Raw genomic sequence first — 21270 nt, 5'->3', positions numbered from 1 at the left:
TCATTCCGACTGGCCGACAAATTTAGATGGGATTGAGTGGCAGGGTGGTAAGATTTTGCACCATTAGTGAGCCGCGACGTTTCATGGCTAGGCTGTAGCGCGTCTTGCTCGTTGTGTGGAGAACGGGGATCGGCTCGCTCATAGCTCCAACTTCGCTCGCTAGCTCACAAAAATGGAACCGCGAGCCGACCGGATGGTTCACACAGCGCGTGCCGCGAAGACGTTCCGAGTTCCGAGACAGTGGCGATCATTCGAGCCTGCGCGTAACGTGCAATCTGCAGGCATCAGCGGCAGGAAAAAATGAAACGAAAAATTTTAGCGACTTTTGTAGTTTTTATTTTTGGCGTACCCGCGTGGGCGCAAGAGGATAATTCGTTGGCTGGCCCTGAACTTGGATCATCGCAATATTCAGCGAGCCTGGAGGAAGCTGCGTGGAATTGGGTCCCAGGAGATTTAGTTTTCCGCAATGATCTTAACCGCTTTGATGAAATCGTAAGAGATGCTGAGGCTGGGGAGTGGGCTTCAGTGGCAATTCTTCGGCCTTCAAGTGGCGGCCCTGTCGCCATCTACGTTGATGAGGGGAGCGGTGTAACCGAAACACCTTTGGATTACTTTATCGACGGGAAGCCATACGTCGTCTTTCGAATTCAGGGATTAGAGGAGTATAGGTCTGAAGAATATCATGCAGGACCTATGGCGCTCTTCGCTGGGATTACCGCTCTTGAATTGCCATATGATCACGAAATGCTTTTTGAAAACAAAAAGTTCTATAATGCTGAGCTGATATTTGCTGCGGCTCTCAACGCAGGAGTCATTCTTGGAAAGCCGACGCCGTTGCGCGATCTAACGACACAAGAAGCACCTCTTGGGCGAGCTTTGCTGGAGCGCTGGCGCGAGCACTCATTTTGTATAGAGGCGACCGATGAGCTCATGTGCTGGGAGTGGATGCGGAATCTTGCAATTGTAACGCCTAAGATGATTGTATCATCTGATGCGGTTGAACAGGTGTATCCTTGAGGGGCAGCTGAGGCCTTCGAGGTGGGGCGAGCGGATGCATAAACTTCTCCTGACTGCTGGCTTCGCCTATTTGAAGGCTCAGCTCAGAGCGCGCTCTCGAGTAGGATAGACCTTATTGTCAGCTTCAAGCCGCACACTGTCGTTGTATGCGACGCCCCCAACGAGAGTAGACGCCCAATAGTCTCTAACATCTATAGCAATCCTGTTCTGGGCGGCCTTCTGCCCTTTCTTCCATGCGTAGAAGGTGGAGCGACCCAATGTTGGTCCGCTCATTGCCGAGACTATTTTCCAGATGTCGCCAGACGCGTGGCCTGCGGAGATCATGGATTCTGCTATCAAAGCACGTTCAGGGGTCATGGATTTCGGACGTCCGTGGGGCTGACCACGCCTACGTGAGCCTTGGATCTCGCGGGAGCTATCTACACGGTAAAACCCGCGTTCTGCGTATTTCAGTTTTTCCAGTAAGGTGCACATCAAGTGGCTGGCGATAGCTTCTCTATCCTGGGGTTCATGTGTGCCGCCTGAGGTCGCATCGTCCGGCGTAACGGCTGATAGATACTCGACGCGGCTCCCGTAGAAGCTGATTTGCCCGTTCTGTGCCATGACTGCCCCAAGTGAATAAGTTCTGCTTTCTTTAGAACGTAAGTAGAACAGTCGTGCTTGCAAAGATGTATTAGAGAAGCGTTCCAAACTTTTTTGAGGTGGCTATGAAATGTGCTCTGTCTACGTTTTGAGTGTCTAAGATGCTGAATATATTGTAATATATTCTACTTTTATTCTGCCTGCTGCAATGCACCCGCTCTGCTCACTGTTCCAAGTATGTCCAGCAGAGATTGACACACCGAATCATCACGATGCATTTGGTAAAGATTATGGTCAAAATTGGAGGCTGATAAAAATCAAGTAAGAGAACGCTGTGCAAGCTATGCAAGCGAATCTGTCGTGCTGTCTGGACGATCAAGTGGTTCCACTTATCATCTCGACTTCAACATTCACCCACATAATCCGAGATACTTTGTATCGGCGATAGTTCAAGTAAGGGCATAAGTTGCTTGTAGATTCATAAAGCAAAAGCCTCCTCGTGTGTCAACACGAAAAGGCTTCAACTCGAGTAAGTGTGTTTTGTCAGGGTCCGCAAAACTTCCGACAAGGCATGTTTCACTCGATTCTTTCCAAAAGTCAATCTTCCGATGGCCTCGCCATCGGGCGGTCCTTTGCAATCTGATGAAACGCAGGTGAGTGGATGTGTGCGTTCGGGCTTACGCCGTACGTACGCTTTTCACGCCTGCGCGGTGGAACATGACGATTATAAGAAATACAGGGTGGGTCAGTCGAGCTAGGCCCTTACCTGTGCCGATTCAAGTCGGCACTGCTGAGACAGCCGCGTCTGCTTTGGGGCGAGGCGCACGTGCAAATGGCTACGCGCATTTGCAGGACATCTGTAGCGATCAGGGGATATCACTGCGCGAATTGGCCAACGGTCAACCTCACGAGGTGAAGCACGCAGCTGTTCTAATCGGGGCTGATGCGGATGTGTTGTTGTTCAATACTCCACGCCTGCAGGATGACGGTCGCTTTGAACTTGGGCGAGAAAACATCAAATTCACCGCTTTAACGCGAACCGGCGGGCAAGTTTGCCTGGTCTGTATGCTGGAGGCCCGCGCGCAAGGGCAGGAGGCATGGCAATGTGGCCGTTGGCAGGTCCGTCACATTCGAACATGCGCACAGCACGGCGTTCTGTTGGAGGCTATCTCTCTCAATACGACGTCTAAAAACGCCCAGGATTTTGGCGCATACTTTGCGCCACGGGCCCACATCCAAGCCCAAAAGGTTGAAAGCCAAGACCAAGAGCTAGAACTCTATCTGGACGGTCGGATCGAGCACGGCACAGGGGAAAGTTGGCCAGATTCGTTCGAGTTTCACGTTGTCGCTGTTTTTTGCGAGGCGCTGGGAGCACTGCTCGCCTATGGTCCCAAGCGGAACATGAAGAGCCTTTCACCGATCGAAATCGTCAAGGCCGGTTCTGTCGGATTTAAACTCTTTCAAAAGGGGCCTGACGCGCTCCTATCGCGGCTCAAGTCTATTCAGACTGCCTCGATGGATGATGGCGCAGATTATGGAAAGCTCTATCCCCAGATATTAACCTGCCTGCGGGAACGTCGCAAAGATCCTTGTTTTGATGGCCTAAGGACTTTGGTGCGGGAGTTCATTCTCGACAATTTCCATGTGCCTCCAAACTCATCCATCTTGGGCGAGGTCAACGGCAGATCACGCGTGATGACCGTGGCTATCGGTGCCCGAGAAGGCGGCGTTGCTAACTCACTTCTCAATCGACAGCTGAAGTTAATGGGGTTTTTGCGAGATAAAGTCTCGGACAACACGATCAGCGACCGGGGCTTGCTGATTTCGACTGCCGTGATCGACGAGGCCGTCAGTGTGGTGAAAAAACTGTCCACCATAGCGGTCACCCGCGCTGCCCTTGGGGCGGACAAATACACCATCGAACGCCTGTGCGCAGAAGGTGTCTTGAAGCTGCATTTTCCGGCGGATGATGGCTGCATGCCGTTCTTCCACGAAAGGGAAATACTGCGCCTCTCGGCAGATTTGAGGGCGGCTACAACATGCAATGTGGTACTGACGGACGACCATGTCTCGCTGCAGGAGGCGGCGCGGCGTAGTCACTGCACATTGACATCCCTTATCGGTCGAGCGGTTGCCGGCACCCTGAAACTGGCCTCGCCCTGTGCCGTGCCATTTCGGTTGCCGGATTTCCTCGTCTCTCTCTCCGAATTGCGTGTACAGATCGGAGCCGTCCCACCTGAGGTGCTTACTGCAGCGGAGGCGGCGCGGTTGCTTGGTGTGATACCTGGTACGATCCATGCGTTGGTAGCGGCCGAGTATCTCCCCGGAACATTCTCGGACTATCGATTGGCCAATCGGGCGTGCCTTTTCATCTTGCATGCAGACCTTGAGCACTTCGCCAACGCGCACATTGTGTTGCGCGCTTTATCAGGGACGCGCAAAGCAACTTTTGAAGCCACGCAAGAGTATATCGCTGAATGTGGTGTGGAGGCTCTGGTGCTTGCACACGAGTCCCGCAAGATATTCCGGCGCAGTGACATAGAGCGGATCGCCTATGATCCGGGTGGCGAGCGGTTGGCGCGCCTCCTGATGGTTGATGAAGCCCGCCTTGAGCACCTTTTTCAAAAATAACACGGTATTCGGGCCCTTTGGTCCAGCGGCGCATAGTCGCCCGCACAGGATGAAATATGCAAAATCGATATGAAATAGACCATGACGAGTGGGCGCACAGTGCCCCTAAGCTGAGGTCAGCTGGCAAGATCGAGATAGGCCCCATCCCCGGCGTTCTTCCTTGGACGGGCGCGCGAAATCCATTGGCGGTGAGCAGCGTCAGTCAGAAGGTTGCACTGACTTATCGGACGGCGGCCAACGGTTGGGTCCCGAAGGTCGGGATGGCGGAGAGCTTGGCCGAGATAGCGGTTGCGCACGAGCTTCTTATCAGCCCTTACGTGTACAACGTCGAATTCCAGCCGGTGCGTTTCAAATATGTGAACGCTGATGGCCAGGGAAAATCTCACTATCCTGACTTCAGGATAACTTGGACGTCCGGCATGGCTGCGTATCTATTCGTACGCAATGCTACGAGTCTTCAGAAGCCTTCAACATGGGTTGAGATCGAAGCTATTCGCTTAGCCGTACGACAAATGTCCTCTGATCGTTTTATTGTCGTTGACGCCGACGCTTATAGCCGCGCACGTCGAAATAATCTGCGGCGCATGCATCATATGGTGTTCCTAGAGAAGGACCGGATCGCCGACGAAATTGTCGAGGATCTGGCACTCAACCTGCACTCGCTTTGGCGTGTCCGTGACCTATTCCCCCACACCGATCTCACCTCTGGGCGCGTGTTCAAATCATGCCTGCGCCTTATCGCTAGGGGAGGCTTGGGTGCGGATTTGGATGCTGTGATTGCGCAGGAATCGCGAATTTGGAGGCGCGAAGCATGAGTCTGAAATTCAAGCCTTTTGTTGTGTCAGGAACTAAGTTGACGGTGCACGGTAGATCTCACTTGTTGAAACCCTCTACGGATGGATCGTTTCGTGCGGAGAGCATGGATGGCGGCGATGTCGAGATTTGGACTCTCCAGGAATTCTTGGCCAAATCAGCGCATCAAAGCGCGTCGCAATCGCACATCCACAGTAAATCGGATGAGGCGTCCCGACGAATCCGAGATAATGGCCGATTTCATAAGGGACAGCTGACGGAGAAAGCTAGAGATGATCTTGAATTTCGAAAAGCGCTGTGCCTCGGTGTAGAGGCTTGTGTCGTTCGCGGAACTGCAGTCACGGCTGCATCTCTTGATGAACCCAAGACCAAGCGCGCCATCCTCGAGATAGCGCGTCAATACTACACTAAGCGACCGATCCACTTGGCCCCGCGTGGAGGTGGCACCCGTGAGGGTGCTTTTCTGCCATGTGGCCGCACGCTGAAGCTATATTGGCAACGATATATCGGCTCCGACTATGACGATATGGCTTTAGCCGACCAGACATGGCTACGCGGAAATCGTCAAAGACGTATATGCTGGCGTACGGCTGAGCTCATCCGTCAGGCTATCGAGGATGTCGCATTAGACCTCAAAAAGCCGACGGCAGCGGCGGTGCACCGTCGATACAAGGATCTTGTTCTCATCGAGAATGTTAAGAGGAGGGCTAACGAGCTCACTGAACTCAAGGTTGTTTCGACCAGAACCATTTCAAATGAAATCAATGCAATCGGAGCTACGGCCCTTGCTATCGCGCGTGATGGAGAGAGGGTGGCCACCAATAACCGTACGCGGGGTCGAACAGACACTCCGGCGTTGATGGTGGGTGAACTCGTAGAAGTTGATGAATGCAAGCTATCCATCCTTGCCATCGTGCGCCACCTAGGGATTTGGCAGCGCCTGAGCCTAGAACAGCGTGAAATGCTTGAGGAACTTGACGATTACGTCAAGACACGGCTGTTTCTCGTGCTCGCGCTGGATGTTGCAACGCGCATGCCCCTAGGTTGGGTGCTCACGGACGCTCCTAACCGCGAAGCCACGATGCAGACCCTTCGAATGGCTATGCGCAGTAAGGAGCGAGAGAAGGTGATCTACGATTGCGTATGCGATCCCATGCCGCCAGTCGGCATCGCGTGCGTGACGGTCGATAACGGGCCGGGCGTGAGAAACGGTAAAGTGGCGACTGCTTTGCTTGGTGCCAATAGTCAGTTCATCAGCGTGCGCGCCTATCACTCGGGGGACAAACCATACGTAGAGCGTTTTTTCGGCTCAATGGAGGGGCGACTTCTAAATCTGCTTCACGGATATACGGGACGCCGAGCGGGCCACCTCAAGGGGTATGACGCGTCGCGGTCAGCCACCTTTGTCCGCGACGAGCTTTACGCGATGGTGACAAAATATCTGGTCGATGACTATCCGAACGAGATCCACCATGGTGACACGTTCCTTCGCCAGAAACCGATCGAAGCAGCTAGGCGCCTCGCCGAAGAAGGATGGGCGATTTCCACGATTTCGCCTCAGGACCTGCGCCTGCATTTCGGTTGGAAACGGAACGCAACCATTACGGATGAAGGGGTGAAAGTATTCGGCCTGCCATACAACTCGCCGGAGCTTCAGCGCCACCGCGACGGTCCTCATCGCAAGGTTGAGGTTTACATCAACCCTGACTGTATCAACGATGTGACCGTCTTGGTTCAAGATTGCCCAGATTACATTCACGCAGACCTCAGCTGGACGCAGATGCGTGATATGTCTCTCGCCGAATTCCTTGCGGTTGCAGAGGCTGTGCGTGCCGCTGACCCCTACAAAAACACGGATTTTGATCTTGCGCTGGCGAAAATGCGTGACGAGCAGTTTCGGTATCTGCGTAAACTTGCCATCGAGCGGGATATTCCGCGTAGCTACATGACGATTGAAGAAGCACAGGCAAAGGCGGATCGCTTAACGACAGGCATGCATGCCTATAAGCCCGCGGTGACTGTTGGGACAGTGGCGCCCGGCAACCTGTCAAATCCAGCTTTTTGGGGGATGGAGCAAAATGGTGCGGCTGATTTCGGCCGAAACATTGACGAGGGTCGTGCGCTAGCACAATCCGATCCGGCGGATCCTGTTTTTGTACGCCCGCACATCGACGGCAAGTTCGAATGACATTTATAAACCATTCTGTGGCGAACGCCTTTGCGGGCCTGCGCGGGGCGCACTATGCGTTTCAGCGCGCCCAGATGCTGCGGGCTGAATTTGAATGGATGTTGACCGATTATTGGTCGAAAGCATCCCTCGGACGACCATTTGAGGCGCGGGGGCTGCTTGTGACAGGACCCTCCCGAATTGGAAAGTCGGCTGAAACAGCGCACCTTCTGTCGAAAATTAACGATGGTCAGACGCTTATGCCCGATGGCCGTCCGGCCCAGATCGTCAGCGTCGTCCTCGCGGGCACAATGACTTGGAAGGACCTGGGCTTACATACGCTTCGGGAAGGCCTGCGAATGCCCACCAGGGGAAAAATGACCCAGCGCGAAATATGGGACATGGTGCGGTTCCAGGCAAAAGCACAGGGTGTGCACGGCATTCATTACGATGAGTGCCAGCACATCTTTCCTAAAAGAAGCGCCGAGGGACGATCGATGATCCTCGATAGCTTTAAATCAATTTTGAAGCATCCCGACTGGCCCCTTATGCTCGTGCTTTCCGGCGTCAATGAACTGGTGGGCCATATCGCCAGCGAAGAGCAACTTGCCTATCTGTTGCGCCCTGTACGATTCAACCGAATTCGTTTGGATACGACCGAGGATCGCCACGAATTAAACAGTCTGTGCTTTGCTTACGCCGAGCGGGCCGGATTGGACTTTGCCCCACTTGCAACGCTTGATTTCTATCGCCGGTTGGTCCGTGCTTGTGCGAACAGGTGGGGGCTCGTGATCGAGCTTCTGATTGATGCGTGTGTTTCCGCGAGCGCGGATGGGGGCAAGCAGATAGATCGTGCACATTTTTGCCGCGCGTTCACCGCCAGGGCAGGGCTGGCCACAGGCTATTCGCCGTTCACGATTGAGGACTACGAGCGCTTGTTCCGGGAGGATAAGATGTTTGAGCTTTGGGAACGGGGATAAAAGGGTGTGTGGAGGAAGTCAGGAAATAGGTTGTAGGCGATCAATGTAAACGGTTGTGGCGAGGATGTCAGCTTTGCGGCGTTCGAGGCGCGCAACCACGAGCCGCCAAAACGAAGCGGCAAGAGGTGAGGGCCGCTTTCGGCCCATTGCCGTCGGTCGGACGGCCGCAGTGCTGCGGGGCAGCATTCCCCAAAGTCGCCGCTCAGGCCTGGCCCAGTAAGGGGTTCTTGCGCCATTGGGCCGGGCTCTGACCAAACCGTGCCCTGAATGCCCTGCTGAACGCCGCGTCGGAGGTATAGCCTGTGGCCTCGGCGACCTCCCATAGGCTTTGCCTTGTCCGTTTCAAAAGCTCCGCAGCCTTGTCGAGGCGAAGACCGATCAGATAGCGCAAGGGCGGCTGACCAACCAAAGTCAAAAAACGTGATGCAAAGACGGTGCGTGACAGCCCCGCCACTTTCGCCAGCTCTGCAACCGACCAAGGCTGCGCGGGCGCAATGTGCATTGCGCTTAACGCACGCCCAATGGCAGGGTCTGCCGCGCCCAAAAGCCAGCTTGCCTGCGCTTTGGGTTCTTTGGCCCATAGCCGCAGAACACGGATCAGCAGCAATTCCAAAATACGCGAGACCATGACACCTGCGCCGGGTTCGGGCGTCTGTATCTCGCTCAGCGCAAAGCGCGACGCTGTTTCAAGCCAGTCCATCGCGCCATGATCGACCTGACGCAGCACCATGACGTGCGGCAAGCACGACAAAAGCCGCTCTGCGAAATGTGGATCAAGATGGAAGGTGCCGCGTAGCCATGCCGCGCTCGCATGCGCGGTGTTCGCTCGGGCAGGTTGCGCCGATGCGGCGAGCGAAAATCCGGACGCGAATGGCAACAGAACGATGTCGCCTTCACCTAGCTCTATCTCATCCTCCCCGGCATCGCAGCGAAGACGCAAGGTCCCCGTCCGCACGATCAGCAACGAGCGTTGCCCAGCGTCGAAGGCCACCGAGGTCAGAGGCGCAGCCTCGTGAAGTGACAGATGGCCGCCGGTGAACCGCACTGCCGTCAGCACATCGGAAAGCGAGTCCGACAAATCAGGCGTTTGTGCAAAGTATTCAGAGGAAACTGTCATTGATTGATATCATGCCTCGGCTATCATCTCAGGACAACGGCTATCTTTGTGTGAGGTTTGCTATGGAAAAGACGATGACAATCATCCTTGTCCACGGGTTCTGGGGTGGTGCCGCGCATTGGAGCAAGGTCATCCCCGAGCTGGATCGTTTGGGATATCACAATGTGCGTGCGGTTGAGTTGCCGCTGACGTCGCTTGCCGATGACGCCGGGCGTCTGCGCCAGATGATCGCGCAGCAAGAGGGCAAAGTCCTCCTCGTCGGCCATTCCTATGGTGGTGCGGTCATCACTGAGGCGGGCGATATGCCCAATGTGGCAGGGCTTGTCTATATCGCAGCATTTGCGCCAGATGCTGGTGAAAGCCCCGGCGCGATTACCGAGAAAAACCCACCGGCGGCATTTTCCGCCGTCGAGCCCGACAGTGACGGCTATCTGTGGATCAACTTCGACAAATACCATGAGAGCTTCTGCCAGGATCTCGACCCGGAGGCAGCATGGGTGATGTCGGTGACGCAAAAGGCCCCGCTTGGCTCGACCTTCGGCGACACGATCACCGCGCCTGCTTGGAAGAAAAAGCCCTGCTGGTATCAGATTTCCACGGCGGATCGTATGATCAACCCGGAAAATCAAAAGATAATGTCGGCACGTATGGAGCCGAAGAAGGTGATCAGCCTCGATGCGGGGCATGCCTCGCTGGCATCCAAACCTATCGAGGTTACGCAATTGATCGTCGAGGCGGTTGAGGCTGTTTCCTGATCATTGGCGAAGTCGCGATCTGGCAGGCATGGTTTTGCCTTAAAAACTGGCCGCCAGATCGCTAATGGCAGTAAAGGACTCGCACGAGGTACCCCATCGTCATTTTGGACTTCATCCGAGCGGTAAATGCTGTGAGAGAGCGAACTGCATACTTGGGAGACCGGGGCGCAGATTGAATAGCCCCGAGTTTCTTAGACGCCTTCGCGTCTCATCATTTGCTGCCGTTCGAAGTCGGCGGGCGACAGCATCCCATTCCTCGCATGCTTGCGCTTCGGATTGTAGAACATCTCGATGTAATCGAACATGTCCTGCCTTGCTTCCTCGCGGCTCCGGTAGGTCCTGCGCCTGATCCGCTCGCGCTTGAGGAGGTTGAAGAAGCTCTCGGCAACCGCGTTGTCGTGGCAGTTGCCGCGGCGGCTCATCGAATGCTCCAACTTGTGAGCCCGCAGGAATGCAGCCCAGTCCATGCTGGTGAACTGGCTGCCCTGATCCGAATGAATTAGCACCTTTCCCTTCGGCTTGCGCCGCCAGACGGCCATGAGCAGGGCCTGCAAAACAACATCCGTTGTCTGCCTACTTTGCATCGACCAACCAATCACGCGCCGGGAATAGAGGTCGATGACCACCGCGAGGTAGGCGAAGCCTTCAAGCGTCCGAATGTAGGTGATGTCAGTCACCCACACCCTGTCTGGTGCATCGACGTCGAACTGCCGGTCGAGAGTATTGTCGACCACGACCGATGGCTTGCCACCATAGCTGCCAGGGCGGCGCTTATAGCCGATCTCCGCCTTAATCCCCGCAAGCTGCGCCAGCCGGGCAACCCGGTTCGGACAGATGCTTTCGCCCAGCCCAACCAGATCGTCATGCAGCTTGCGATAGCCGTAGACCTTGCCGCTCTCAGTCCAAGCGTTCCGCAGCAGCTCGGTCTGTCGCTTGTCCTCTTGGGCGCGCGCACTCAGCGGAGCCTGTAGCCAGGCATAGAACCCACTCTGTTGGATGCTCAGGCATCGACACATGGCCCGGACAGAAAATTGACCCCGATGCTCGGCCACAAACGCGTATCTCACTTTGCATCCCTGGCGAAATACGCGGTGGCTTTTTTTAGGATGTCACGCTCCTCGGAGACCCGCGCCAACTCCCGCTTCAGGCGCCGGATTTCAGCATCTTTCTCGGTCTCGCCTGATGCCGTCTTCGCGAACTTGCGTTTCCACGCATAGAGAGAATGCGTGCTCACCCCGAGCCGCTCCGAAACCTCTCTGGCCGGGTAGCCCCGCTCCGTGATCTGAGCGACCGCGTCTCGCTTAAAGTCGTCGCTGAAAGTGTTTGTGCCCATCGTGGCCTCCTTGCCTCAAAATTAGCAAAGAAGGCGTCCATGAAACATGGGGCTATTCAAGGCACGACTCACCTCGTCAATCTAGGAGAGTACAAAAATTGCTCTCTGATGAACAAAGTGCTCCTTGCAGCGAACGTTACGAACCGACAGAATATTATAAGACCTAAGATTGGCAATACGGGGACAAAATGGCGAGAGAAAGCTACTCAGCAGTTCTAATTACACAGGGAGAACACCGCTTCTACCAACTCGCTATGCCAAGCGACATCCTTGGCAGCTGCACCTTTGTAACCACACGAGACAGCGACCCAGAGGCCGGTTTCCAGCGTCTTTTGGATAAAAAACGTGCTATTGAAATCGCCAAATACATTGATTCTGGGCATGGAACGATTCCAACATCGGTTATCCTATCCGCACAGGACGCGTGCAAACTCGAATACGATACAAGAAATAAAACTGTTAGCTTCGAGCTGCTTCCTAGTTCGTTTCTGATATTGGATGGCCAGCACAGAGTATACGGCTTCAAAATTGCAGAAACAAAAATCAGGGTTCCTGTAATTATTTACGACGGCCTGAGCCGTCGTGACGAATCTAGACTTTTCATTGATATTAACTCAAAGCAACGCGGCGTTCCCTCAGAGCTGCTGCTCGATATCAAAAAGCAGGCGGAATACGAAAACTCGGAAGAGCAGTTGTTCCGCGAGGTGTTTGATCTCATGTCTGGGGATCCATCAAGTCCACTCTTTGCGCGCCTTTCTCCAGCAAAAAGAGCTAATAATAAAATATCGAGAGTAACCTTCAATGCTGCTTTGAAGAGTATCTACCCTGCTCTGGCGGCAAGAACACCAGTGGAAATTCAAGATATACTTTCAGAATACATTGCCAGCATTCGAGATCAAATAATCAGAAATGGTGGCGACGATGAAGTTATCATGAACGCCGTGACCTTTAGGGCCATCATGGCATTCTTTGTTCAAGCCGCCCGTCGAGTTAAAGACAGATTCGGCCCAGACTACAACGTTGACAACTTCAACATAGTTCTCTCTCCACTTTTTGACAGTATTCAGCTAGCTAAACTCTCAGGCCCATCTCAGGCGAAGATCATTGACTACCTGGAGAAGCACTTTAAGGGTGAGTTTCAGCTGTGAAACAAGTGGATCTCGATCTATTGAGGGCAATATGGGTCCCGTTGAGTTATGTCGCGGATGAGAACTGCACGCAAAGTATGAAAGTTTGGCTTTCTGATGGAAATTATTATATCAACAACGCACCACCTGACCTGTCTCTGTTCTGCCTAGACAAGGATGAGTTGAAAAAATGCCTTTCTCTTGATGCGTTTCGGTTCTCATCACATGCCGCACAAACGGTTCATGAGTTAGAGAAAACAACGGCATATGAGAAACTCACTTCATGGAGAATAATTCAAGCCTATTATGCAGCATATTTCTCCGCCCACGCGGTGCTGCGATTCTTTGGTAAATCATTCTCTCATTTGGAGCAGGGCCATGTCGATTTCCTTAGCGGGCGCTGCAAGAGTGAAGCGGGTTATACGCCCAACCTTCCATCATCATACTACCTAGTTGAATCAAATCCGATAACACATAATGTAAGCTTCTTAAAACAAAGAGAAAGTCACAAGGACCTGTGGAAATGCTTCCTAGGTCTCATTATCGACTTGGAGACGCAGGTCCTTACGCTTCGAGCATCTAAGGAACGCCTTCAGGAACTCTCCGCTCACTTCCTTGACTTAAAGGAATCTTTAACCAATAGGGGACAGTTTTCCTCTGGAAGTTGGCTCTCCAATATTAGGAATGAGGTCAACTACAAATCCTTAGAGGGGGTATGGTTTCCGTTCTCCAAGGCCACTCCTTCATTTGGAAATCTGCTCGGGAAAGTGCGCGGCTGGAGAGGTGGAGAGGTAGACTTGGGAAGGCCGACTTTGCAAGGAAACGAGCTGGAGCGATTTTTCACCACAGCTTTCTCGGTGGTCGATTTTGGCATCTCTCTATCGCTTGACTACAAAAGATTGACTGAAAAAGAGGGGAGAAGATCAGCTGGATTCTCCCGTTTGGTCAAACTTACCGCAGCGGCCTAATTAGCTATTGAGGTGGCGCGTTATGGATACGCTGCGCTAACGTTGGTGACTGGCGCAGCCGACGTCTCGTTTCCGTCCGTGATTACCAGAGGGGAGCGACTTGTGCTGCAATGCTGACTGAATGACCGCTATCCCAAGCTCCCTGCCGGCGACATGCTGCACCGCCTAAGTCGGCTTTCCGCCCAAAGCGGTCGCCTAGCGTATCGCAGCTTGAAATTTAAGGACTCGAAGTTTGAGCTTGCCAGAAGGTTGGGCGGTAGCGAAAGCTAAAAGGACGTACTGGGAGACGCTAAACGCGCAGATCTGTAAGAGTGTTTTGGTTTGGATGCGATATGCTTCCGTTCGGTATTTAAATGCTTCTTGAAAAGCACGACATCATGTAAATATGAATTATTTCAAATGCTTGTGGGTGATTCGCTTTCGGGCGTGGTGTGGGATTTGCACTGATATGCTTCCACGACAGTCACTGTCGCAGAAGCATATCAGTGCAAATTTGAAGCATAAGACTGTTTATGTGCTGTCAATGCGTTATTGTGCGCGCCAAATTTTCTCCCTGAATTAAAGTCTTGGTGTCCTCGACCATTCTTGGCTTGCTGAGCGGGGTGTGGTGGCGCGGCTACAAGCATCGTATGACTGAGGCGTGGCACTATGCGAGCGTGCATTGTGCGCGTGAAGAGGACGTGCCGATTCTTGGTTTGGGAGGGATGACAAGGTGACCGAACGAAGTGAAAGAGGTCGGCAGAAACCATGCGAACCAAAGTCAGCCTCACTTGCCGACAACTCAAGTGATGAGGTGCGAGGCCGATGTGGTGAACCATTGGCGGTCGATGATATCTCTCTCAGCGACATGATTTCCCGCATGAGCGTCGAAAATCTGCATGAGGAGGTAGACTTTGGCGAGCCTCGAGGTTTGGAAAGAGACAGTGGATTTTGAACGGTGTTAAGCTGAGTATAGCCTTCTCCGCCCTACCTTTAATGGTCAACCCGCCCGCTTAGGCGAAAGGCAGCTTTGTCCCGCACAGCTGCTGGCAGATCTTTCTTAAAATGGCTGGCATATTTACCTAAGATAGAGCAGCGCATTGGCTAATGCAGAGCGTTCAAGAAAGTGCGTCTGCTCGATCACCTCTTCTTGCCGTTGTCTAAGTTCCTTTTTCGATGAACCCATTCGGATCTAGGCAGAATGCCCGGTAGAGGCGATAGTGATCTGTCTCCTCGAGAGATACAGTCTCTAATCCAAAACGGGTCAGCTGAAGAAGTTTTGCGTTGGGGACAGCCATTAAAATAGGCGAGTGGGTCGCCATAATGATCTGCGATGATGCTGTTTTCTGGACGTCCGCAAGCATGGCAAGAAGGTCCAGCTGACGAGCTGGAGAAAGCGCACTTTCTGGCTCGTCCATGAAGCAGAGCCCTTGGCGGGAGCAGCGCTCGGCAAATAGTCGCAAAAAGCCTTCCCCATGCGAATGCGACAGGAAGTCCGGCCCGGGGCCCGGAAGTTCATCGAGATAGCGCGCAACCGACCAGAATGACTCCGCCTTAAAGAACCAACCGTTGGTTATCTTTGGCAACCAAGCGCCCCTCAAGTGATCTGCGATTGCTGCACCTGACTTGCCGAGCGCACGGGAATGGTCAACTGGCGTGTAGCCCTTGCCACCCCCCGCTTCATCATAGCCTGCCAGGGCAGCTAACGCTTCGATGATGGTGGATTTCCCTGCCCCGTTCTCATCAACAATAATCGTAACCGGCGTAGTGAATTCTATCTCCCATTCTGGGTTCGTCAGAAAGGGTAGCGAGAAAGGATAGTTCGATGGTCGATCGTCCTCAGGCCTCGCCCACCCGACCCGCCGAAGGTAGGGAGAAGGTTGGTTGGTTTTTTATGGGCGACGTGACATGCTAGCTTCCAGTCCGGCAGAAGTAAGTGTTAAAGATGGGGCGCGCACTTGCGAACTGAGGGCCAATCAAGCTCACTGCTACTGCCCTGCGTGAGACTTGCCAATCTTACGCAGCCTCAGGAAAGATTGGAGATTTTTAAGTCCTCAACTCTCAGTTCTGGAGCGAGACGAGGGCCCCCCATCATTTCCACTCCTTGAGGGCTCAGCTTCCAAATGGAGAACCCACCATTCTTAACCGCCACGCTTAGCTTCTTGTGCGCACTCAGGAAGTCTTCAATGTCCTCGGGCGTGTCGGTAACATGTGCCATCCCGCTAAGCGTCACGCGACCAGCAGTCAACGGTCGCCCGTGCGCCCAGCTTTCTCCGCTCTCATCGACATAACACATAATAGACAGCCGAGGATCCTTCCGCATGTTGCGAGAGTGGGGCGCAACAAGAGAGGTCAGGAATAGTACTTGTCCACGTCGGTTGGCCGCGGCGTTTACCGATGTCAGATAGGGATATCCCGTCTGAGAATCAGTGGTTGCAAGTGCGCATACCCGCATCTCCCTGACGATGCGGCGCAAGTAGGACGCGGAATCGAAATCTTGATCCCCAGCGGGCGCCGCAGGAACAATACGGGGAGTGATTGATGAGGTCATGGGCGCGCTCCTCTATCGTTATTCGGTGCGGGCGCCATTGTAATCCTCTTCGGCCGCGTTGTCCCGCAGAGCAATGTAACGATGACTGGATAATTTTGCTAAGACTGTCCGGTGAGTTTTGCGAGAACGTGATGGGCAAGCAGCCGAGATTTTGCATCGTCTCGTTGCTCTCGAGGCGGACCGGCTTGTGGGTCTCGCTCTGAATTATCGAAGCTCGTTACTTTACGCGTCCAGCGGGAGCAGGCGCCAAATAGTCACCTAGCATCTATAGCAATCCTGTTCTGGACGGCCTTCTGCCCTTTTTTCCATGCGTAGAAGGTGGAGCGACCCAATGTTGGTCCGCTCATTGCCGAGACTATTTTCCAGATGTCGCCAGACGCGTGGCCTGCGGAGATCATGGATTCTGCTATCAAAGCACGTTCAGGGGTCATGGATTTCGGACGTCCGTGAGGCTGACTGGACTTGTCTCACTTCCGTTCCGGTTTTCTACGAGCAATGCTCGCCATAAAGGAGACCAGATATGGCACCCAAGCACAGTGAAGATTTCAAGCGCGATGCGGTTCGGATCGCGACGCATAGCGGCCTGACACGGCGACAGGTGGCGTCGGACCTTGGTGTCGGGTTTTCGACCTTGGGCAAGTGGATGCGGGATTATTCGACCGATCCGACAGCGGCCGAGGACGCGGAACTACGCCGCGAGAATGAGCGCTTGCGCAAAGAGAACCGTATCCTGCGAGAGGAGAGGGAAGTACTAAAAAAGGCCGCGATCCTCTTCGCGAGCCAAAAGCAGTGAGATTTCAGTTCATTGCGGAGTATCGCGGAGATCTTTCACGCGCCCGCCTTTGCTGTCTGATGCAAGTTTCGGACCGTGGTTTACGAGCGTGGCGTCACAGGCCGCCATCGCTACGTCAGCGGCGCGACATGGTCCTTCTGGCCCATATTCGCGAACAGCACCGGCTCAGTCTGGGTAGCTATGGCCGCCCGCGCATGACGCAGGAATTGACCGAATTGGGCATCAGGGTGGGGCAACGCAGGGTTGCCCGGATCATGCGCGACAATGGCATCCAGGTCTTGCGAAGCCGCAAATTCAAGCGCACGACCGACAGCGACCACAGTTTCAACATCGCCCCGAACCGTCTGAACCAGGATTTCACGGCGCGGGCCCCGAACCAGAAATGGGCGGGAGATATCACCTATATTTGGACCCGCGAAGGATGGGCCTATCTCTCTGTGATCATTGATCTATATTCGAGGCGCGTAATCGGCTGGGCAATCAGCAACCGTATGAAGCAGGACTTGGCCTTGCGGGCTTTGGACATGGCAATCGCGTTACGCCGACCGCCACCGGGCTGCATTCACCACACCGATCGCGGCGCGCAATATTGTGCGCACGCGTATCAGAAGCGCCTTCGCCGTCACGAGTTGCTACCTTCCATGAGTGGCAAAGGAAATTGTTACGATAATTCCGCAGTCGAGAGTTTCTTCAAGTCGCTCAAGGCCGAACTCATCTGGCGAAACACGTGGCAAACACGCCGGGACGTCGAGGTCGCGGTGTTCGAATACATCAACGGATTCTACAATCCGCGCAGGCGGCATTCTTCGTTGAATGGAAAATCACCCGTGGCCTTCGAAAAGATCGCCGCATAACATCAGCAACACACCGGAACGAAAACGGTGCAAGTCCAAGCTTCGGGCTGTAGCGAAAGCAGGCCTCGCTGACGCCAAATGCCCGACAGGCCAGCGCGATGCTGACCCCCCCTTCGTCACCACTGCCTTCTCGGCCAGCTCGCGGCGTTGAGCTGGCCGCGTCATTTTTTTCCAAGGGCTGACTTGAGCAGTTCGGCCCGCATGCTCAGGTCCGCAAACATGCGCTTCAGCCGCCGGTTCTCGTCTTCAAGGGACTTCATCTGGCTCATCATTGACGCATCCATGCCGCCATACTTCGAGCGCCATTTGTAGAAACTCGCCGTGCTGATCCCATGTTCCCGGCAAAGTTCAGGCATGACCACGCCGCTCTCGGCCTGACGAAGCACAGCCATGATCTGCGGCTCGATGAAACGGCTCCTTTTCATTCGAATCTCCTCAGCTCACGCTACGAGAAAATTCTACTTATGCAGACCCTTAGCCATGGGGAGGATTACCTCCAAACCCCTACCCCGTTTTTGAACCGGCTCGAGATGAAAACGAAGCTGGTGCGCGTCGGATTTGTTCGCTGAGTAAATTCCTTGCGTCACTGGCCTTTTCTGTCCTGTGACGAGTCTTTTCTGGCTAGGGCGTGTCGTGCGTTGGTATCGTTCGCTTTTGCTTCATATGAGCGAGGCTGTGGCAGGATCGACGGTTTTCGGGTTGGGATGGCGGGCAGAGCAGGTTAGGCCCCGCCCGCGCGTGCTCAGGGCTGTTGTGCTTTGCTATCGTCGGATTTGGTTTTGACGAGCGATACGATCACGCCAGCGGCGAGGATCGCGAAAGTGATGCCCAACGACCAAGCCGGCGGGAATTTTTCCCAGCCCATCAGGTCGGCGATGAAGATCTTGGACCCGATGAAGACCAGCAGAATCGACAGCGCATACTTCAGATAAGCGAAGCGGTGCAGGATTGCCGAAAGGGCAAAGAACAGCGCGCGCAGGCCGAGGGTTGCGAAGATGTTCGAGGTATAGACGATGAACGGGTCGGTGGTGATGGTGAAGACGGCAGGCACCGAATCGACTGCGAAAATCAGATCGGCAAATTCGATCATCACCAGGGCCAAGAACAGCGGCGTCGCATAGCGCACCATTTTGCCTTTGGCGTCCGGTTGTTTCACGAAAAATGCGTTGCCGTGCAGGGTGTCGGTCACCCGCAAGAACTTGCGTGATATCCGCAAGATGGGGTTTTTCGACATATCGGGGGCGTGGTCGTCGCCCGAGAAGAACATTTTGATCCCCGTGAAGATCAGGAAGACGGCGAAGATATACAGCACCCATGCGTAGTTTGCGACGATGGTTGCGCCGAGGCCGATCATGATCCCGCGCAGCACGATGACGCCCAAGATGCCCCAGAACAACACGCGGTGTTGGTATTTACGCGGGATGGCGAAGAAGCTGAAGATAAGGGCGATGACGAAGATATTGTCCAGCGCCAGCGTCTTTTCGATCACGAAGGCCGTGACGTAATTTGCGGTGTCCTCGGGCGTTTTCTGCCACCAGACAAAGCCTGCGAAGGCCAGCCCGAGGCTGATGTAAAAGGCCGACATCTTCAGGCTGGCGCCGATTTCGATTTCGTGGTCGCCCTTGTTAAATACGCCCAAGTCTAGCACCAGCAGCGTCAGGACGATGCCGATGAACACCAGCCACATCCAGACTGGCGTGCCCATGAAAAGTGTTGCCAAAAATTCCATTTCCGACCTCTGATACACATGATGGCGCGAGATCGGGGAACGGTTTATCCGGGCCAACCTCGAGCAAGCTCGATGTGGTCCGACATCACGGTGCAAGCACCGCCAGAGGGGCCCGGTCCACATAGGCGGACTTGGGCACGGTTTTGTGATGGTTCAAGACCCCGCGCGATATTTTTTCACTGTCGCGCGGGGGAAGCGGGGTCGCGGTCAGGCGGTGCGCGGAAACACGAACGACGGGCTTTCGCGCAGTTTGTCCATCAGGGCTGCTGCGTTCGGCATGACCGACAGCGGCACGAAGAAGAACGCATCGGGCAGGCTGCGGTCGTCACCGGGGATGATTTGCAGCAGACCATTGCGTTCGAAAATGATGCCGATGCGGTGGGTATCGGTGTAGTCGGCTGCGAACGTCACTTTGCCCTGCGATAGGGCAAAGCCGGTTTCGGTGAAGGTAGCCTCGGCAGGGATAGTGGCGCGTCCGCGAAAGATTTGCTTGTCGAGGGTGCGGACCAGCCGGTTTTCCGACACTGTGCTACGCGCGCCCAGCTGGTGCATGCCACGCTTGATCCGCCAGTCGGACACCTTGAACAGCACGCCAAACACCAGCAGTAGCGCGACGCCGTAGGGCAGGTAGGGTTGTTTGCTAAGCCAGATGCCAGCGATCATCGTGGGGATCAGCACGATGACAGAAATCATCCGTAAGCTACGCCACAGGCCGGTTTTGTTCTGGACGACCGCCGAGACGGCCATGCGTTGGTCTTGCATGGCCGTCAGGACGTCATGTCGCGACAGGTTGAAAGCGGCGTGCGAAATGACGGTGGGTTGCATGGCCGTTGGTCAGGCCGACTTGCGACGCAGTGCAACCAGCGTGGCGGCGCCGGCGGCAAAGCCGAACAGGATCCACGTCAGGGGCAGGATGTCGGCTTTTTCGCTGCGGATCGGCAGGACGGTGACGGTGCCTTGGGCGCTTTCGAAACCCGGTTTGCCTTCGGCTTGCGCTTGGGCGATTTGCTGGGGGGATACGGCCCATTCGGCGCCAGTCATCTTGTCTTTCATCATTGCGCCTGCGGCGACGACAATGCCGACAACGGCTGCGATGGCGATACGCTTGGTTTTATTCATGGTCTTCCTCGGGTCTTCAATCGGCGCAGCCTATGGCAAGGGGGGGCCGGAAGATCAATCGGCGGGCGGCCAGAGGCCGGCCCGCAGGCGGGAAGTCGCACGTCGCGTGCTGGGCGGGCGGGGGGTGCCCGTGCGGGCTAAGGGGTCAGGAATGCGTGCAGTTTGTCGCGCAGCGCTGTCGCCCGTTCGGGAACCTTGGGAAGCGCGGCCAGCGCTATGGTTTGTGCAAGAGGGGCATCGTCCAGTAGCGCGGCGACCCGTGCCCATGTCAGCATATGGGCGGGGTGCAGGCTGTCATCCGCCGCTGCGGCGTGGGCTGCGGCGTGGAATGTGTCGGGGTAGGATTGGTAGGGCGCGAAGAAGGCCGCCGATTGGCGTGGCCATTCCGACACCAGAAATGCGACCGATTCCGCGGCCTGTTCTGCCGTAGCGCCGTAGGTGAATGCGGCGTCGGACGCATTGCGAAAGCCTGCGATGATTGAGCCGCGCCATGCGCAATCAAAATCGCGGAAGGTTTCGGGGGCCGGGCTTTGGCCGCCTGCCACGCCGCCTAATTGCAGCAGATGTGTGCCGAGGTTGACCTGAAACGCGCCGTTGCGGGGAAGGTGCTGGATGTCGACCACATGCACGACCCCGTCGGGTGCGATGCGGCGAGCGACATCGCCGTGCCGTGTGAAACCCTCGGCCGCCAGAACGGGAAAAAATTCAGCGCGCAGGGCGCGATTGATCGTTTTGCGGTCCATGGTGTCGCCTTG

The 21270-nt window shown here is 54.9% G+C and carries 18 protein-coding genes and 2 pseudogenes; 9 read left to right on the top strand and 11 right to left on the bottom strand.

Going from position 1 to position 21270, the window contains the following annotated elements:
* The first annotated feature begins 300 nt into the window (after positions 1–300).
* Positions 301–1017, top strand: coding sequence for a YiiX/YebB-like N1pC/P60 family cysteine hydrolase (locus BVG79_RS09845; RefSeq protein ID WP_085786743.1), 717 nt, complete (start codon positions 301–303; stop codon positions 1015–1017).
* Between the two features lie 78 nt (positions 1018–1095).
* On the opposite strand, the gene BVG79_RS09840 is transcribed toward BVG79_RS09845, so the two are convergent.
* Positions 1096–1620, bottom strand: coding sequence for a hypothetical protein (locus tag BVG79_RS09840; protein ID WP_085786742.1), 525 nt, complete (start codon positions 1618–1620; stop codon positions 1096–1098).
* 747 nt (positions 1621–2367) lie between these two features.
* Here BVG79_RS09840 and BVG79_RS09835 point away from each other — a divergent pair.
* Genes BVG79_RS09835 through BVG79_RS09820 form a run of 4 tightly spaced genes read left to right on the top strand, consistent with a single transcriptional unit; the run spans position 2368 to position 8190 of the window.
* Positions 2368–4230, top strand: coding sequence for a TniQ family protein (locus BVG79_RS09835; protein WP_198167844.1), 1863 nt, complete (start codon positions 2368–2370; stop codon positions 4228–4230).
* Between the two features lie 56 nt (positions 4231–4286).
* Positions 4287–5045: a hypothetical protein gene (locus BVG79_RS09830; RefSeq protein ID WP_085786740.1), complete on the top strand. Its 759-nt coding sequence runs from the start codon at positions 4287–4289 to the stop codon at positions 5043–5045.
* Complete coding sequence (locus BVG79_RS09825; RefSeq protein ID WP_157115675.1) at positions 5042–7231, top strand: Mu transposase C-terminal domain-containing protein; 2190 nt, start codon at positions 5042–5044, stop codon at positions 7229–7231. Before BVG79_RS09830 ends, BVG79_RS09825 begins: the two co-directional genes overlap by 4 nt.
* Entirely contained in the window at positions 7228–8190 is a 963-nt protein-coding gene (locus BVG79_RS09820) for an AAA family ATPase (RefSeq protein WP_085786738.1), read from the top strand. Before BVG79_RS09825 ends, BVG79_RS09820 begins: the two co-directional genes overlap by 4 nt.
* Positions 8191–8392: 202 nt before the next feature.
* Here the strand turns inward: BVG79_RS09820 and BVG79_RS09815 are convergent, their stop codons facing one another.
* A complete protein-coding gene (locus tag BVG79_RS09815; RefSeq protein ID WP_085786737.1) occupies positions 8393–9307 on the bottom strand; it encodes an AraC family transcriptional regulator in 915 nt (304 codons plus the stop codon).
* Positions 9308–9369: 62 nt separating this feature from the next.
* On the opposite strand from BVG79_RS09815, the gene BVG79_RS09810 reads away from it, so the two are divergent.
* Positions 9370–10062: an alpha/beta hydrolase gene (locus BVG79_RS09810; RefSeq protein ID WP_085786736.1), complete on the top strand. Its 693-nt coding sequence runs from the start codon at positions 9370–9372 to the stop codon at positions 10060–10062.
* A 191-nt stretch (positions 10063–10253) separates the two neighbouring features.
* On the opposite strand, the gene BVG79_RS09805 is transcribed toward BVG79_RS09810, so the two are convergent.
* Positions 10254–11395 (bottom strand): IS3 family transposase gene (locus tag BVG79_RS09805; protein ID WP_157115674.1). Its coding sequence is split into 2 segments (ribosomal slippage): positions 10254–11155 and positions 11155–11395, totalling 1143 coding nucleotides; the frame shifts between segments, so codons are not numbered across the junction.
* A 188-nt stretch (positions 11396–11583) separates the two neighbouring features.
* Between BVG79_RS09805 and BVG79_RS09800 the strand changes: the two genes are divergently transcribed.
* Together BVG79_RS09800 and BVG79_RS09795 are read left to right on the top strand one after the other, a co-directional pair.
* Positions 11584–12543: a DGQHR domain-containing protein gene (locus tag BVG79_RS09800; protein ID WP_085786735.1), complete on the top strand. Its 960-nt coding sequence runs from the start codon at positions 11584–11586 to the stop codon at positions 12541–12543.
* Entirely contained in the window at positions 12540–13490 is a 951-nt protein-coding gene (locus BVG79_RS09795; RefSeq protein ID WP_085786734.1) for a hypothetical protein, read from the top strand. Before BVG79_RS09800 ends, BVG79_RS09795 begins: the two co-directional genes overlap by 4 nt.
* 1139 nt (positions 13491–14629) lie before the next feature.
* Here the strand turns inward: BVG79_RS09795 and BVG79_RS09790 are convergent.
* The 3 genes and pseudogenes from BVG79_RS09790 to BVG79_RS09785 all read right to left on the bottom strand — a co-directional run bounded on the left by BVG79_RS09790 (position 14630) and on the right by BVG79_RS09785 (position 16020).
* Positions 14630–15055, bottom strand: a complete 426-nt coding sequence (locus BVG79_RS09790) for an AAA family ATPase (RefSeq protein ID WP_236951349.1) — start codon at positions 15053–15055, stop codon at positions 14630–14632.
* A 111-nt stretch (positions 15056–15166) separates the two neighbouring features.
* A pseudogene (locus tag BVG79_RS13910) lies at positions 15167–15247 on the bottom strand (AAA family ATPase); the annotation flags it as partial.
* A 248-nt stretch (positions 15248–15495) separates the two neighbouring features.
* Entirely contained in the window at positions 15496–16020 is a 525-nt protein-coding gene (locus tag BVG79_RS09785; protein ID WP_085786733.1) for a pyridoxamine 5'-phosphate oxidase family protein, read from the bottom strand.
* Positions 16021–16540: 520 nt separating this feature from the next.
* Between BVG79_RS09785 and BVG79_RS09780 the strand changes: the two genes are divergently transcribed.
* Positions 16541–17667 (top strand): IS3 family transposase gene (locus BVG79_RS09780; RefSeq protein ID WP_418268900.1). Its coding sequence is split into 2 segments (ribosomal slippage): positions 16541–16802 and positions 16802–17667, totalling 1128 coding nucleotides; the frame shifts between segments, so codons are not numbered across the junction.
* A gap of 40 nt (positions 17668–17707) precedes the next feature.
* Here BVG79_RS09780 and BVG79_RS09775 read toward each other — a convergent pair.
* The 5 genes and pseudogenes from BVG79_RS09775 to BVG79_RS09755 all read right to left on the bottom strand — a co-directional run.
* A pseudogene (locus BVG79_RS09775) lies at positions 17708–18092 on the bottom strand (transposase); the annotation flags it as partial.
* Positions 18093–18409: 317 nt separating this feature from the next.
* Positions 18410–19396, bottom strand: coding sequence for a TerC family protein (locus BVG79_RS09770; RefSeq protein ID WP_085786732.1), 987 nt, complete (start codon positions 19394–19396; stop codon positions 18410–18412).
* 207 nt (positions 19397–19603) lie between these two features.
* Positions 19604–20221, bottom strand: a complete 618-nt coding sequence (locus BVG79_RS09765; RefSeq protein WP_085786731.1) for a hypothetical protein — start codon at positions 20219–20221, stop codon at positions 19604–19606.
* A gap of 9 nt (positions 20222–20230) precedes the next feature.
* Positions 20231–20515: a hypothetical protein gene (locus BVG79_RS09760; RefSeq protein WP_085786730.1), complete on the bottom strand. Its 285-nt coding sequence runs from the start codon at positions 20513–20515 to the stop codon at positions 20231–20233.
* A gap of 137 nt (positions 20516–20652) precedes the next feature.
* Complete coding sequence (locus BVG79_RS09755) at positions 20653–21258, bottom strand: DUF4304 domain-containing protein (protein ID WP_198167843.1); 606 nt, start codon at positions 21256–21258, stop codon at positions 20653–20655.
* Between the last annotated feature and the right edge of the window lie 12 nt (positions 21259–21270).

The sequence above is a fragment of the Ketogulonicigenium robustum genome (genome assembly GCF_002117445.1).
Lineage (GTDB): Bacteria > Pseudomonadota > Alphaproteobacteria > Rhodobacterales > Rhodobacteraceae > Ketogulonicigenium > Ketogulonicigenium robustum.
This window is presented reverse-complemented; position numbering and strand designations above follow the sequence as displayed.

What these genes read in the sequence shown, in the direction of transcription:
- BVG79_RS09845 (WP_085786743.1), top strand. Translation starts at nt 301, where the DNA reads ATGAAACGAAAAATTTTAGCGACTTTTGTAGTTTTTATTTTTGGCGTA.
- BVG79_RS09840 (WP_085786742.1), bottom strand. Translation starts at nt 1,620, where the DNA reads ATGGCACAGAACGGGCAAATCAGCTTCTACGGGAGCCGCGTCGAGTAT.
- BVG79_RS09830 (WP_085786740.1), top strand. Translation starts at nt 4,287, where the DNA reads ATGCAAAATCGATATGAAATAGACCATGACGAGTGGGCGCACAGTGCC.
- BVG79_RS09825 (WP_157115675.1), top strand. Translation starts at nt 5,042, where the DNA reads ATGAGTCTGAAATTCAAGCCTTTTGTTGTGTCAGGAACTAAGTTGACG.
- BVG79_RS09820 (WP_085786738.1), top strand. Translation starts at nt 7,228, where the DNA reads ATGACATTTATAAACCATTCTGTGGCGAACGCCTTTGCGGGCCTGCGC.
- BVG79_RS09815 (WP_085786737.1), bottom strand. Translation starts at nt 9,307, where the DNA reads ATGACAGTTTCCTCTGAATACTTTGCACAAACGCCTGATTTGTCGGAC.
- BVG79_RS09810 (WP_085786736.1), top strand. Translation starts at nt 9,370, where the DNA reads ATGGAAAAGACGATGACAATCATCCTTGTCCACGGGTTCTGGGGTGGT.
- BVG79_RS09800 (WP_085786735.1), top strand. Translation starts at nt 11,584, where the DNA reads ATGGCGAGAGAAAGCTACTCAGCAGTTCTAATTACACAGGGAGAACAC.
- BVG79_RS09785 (WP_085786733.1), bottom strand. Translation starts at nt 16,020, where the DNA reads ATGACCTCATCAATCACTCCCCGTATTGTTCCTGCGGCGCCCGCTGGG.
- BVG79_RS09770 (WP_085786732.1), bottom strand. Translation starts at nt 19,396, where the DNA reads ATGGAATTTTTGGCAACACTTTTCATGGGCACGCCAGTCTGGATGTGG.
- BVG79_RS09765 (WP_085786731.1), bottom strand. Translation starts at nt 20,221, where the DNA reads ATGCAACCCACCGTCATTTCGCACGCCGCTTTCAACCTGTCGCGACAT.
- BVG79_RS09760 (WP_085786730.1), bottom strand. Translation starts at nt 20,515, where the DNA reads ATGAATAAAACCAAGCGTATCGCCATCGCAGCCGTTGTCGGCATTGTC.
- BVG79_RS09755 (WP_198167843.1), bottom strand. Translation starts at nt 21,258, where the DNA reads ATGGACCGCAAAACGATCAATCGCGCCCTGCGCGCTGAATTTTTTCCC.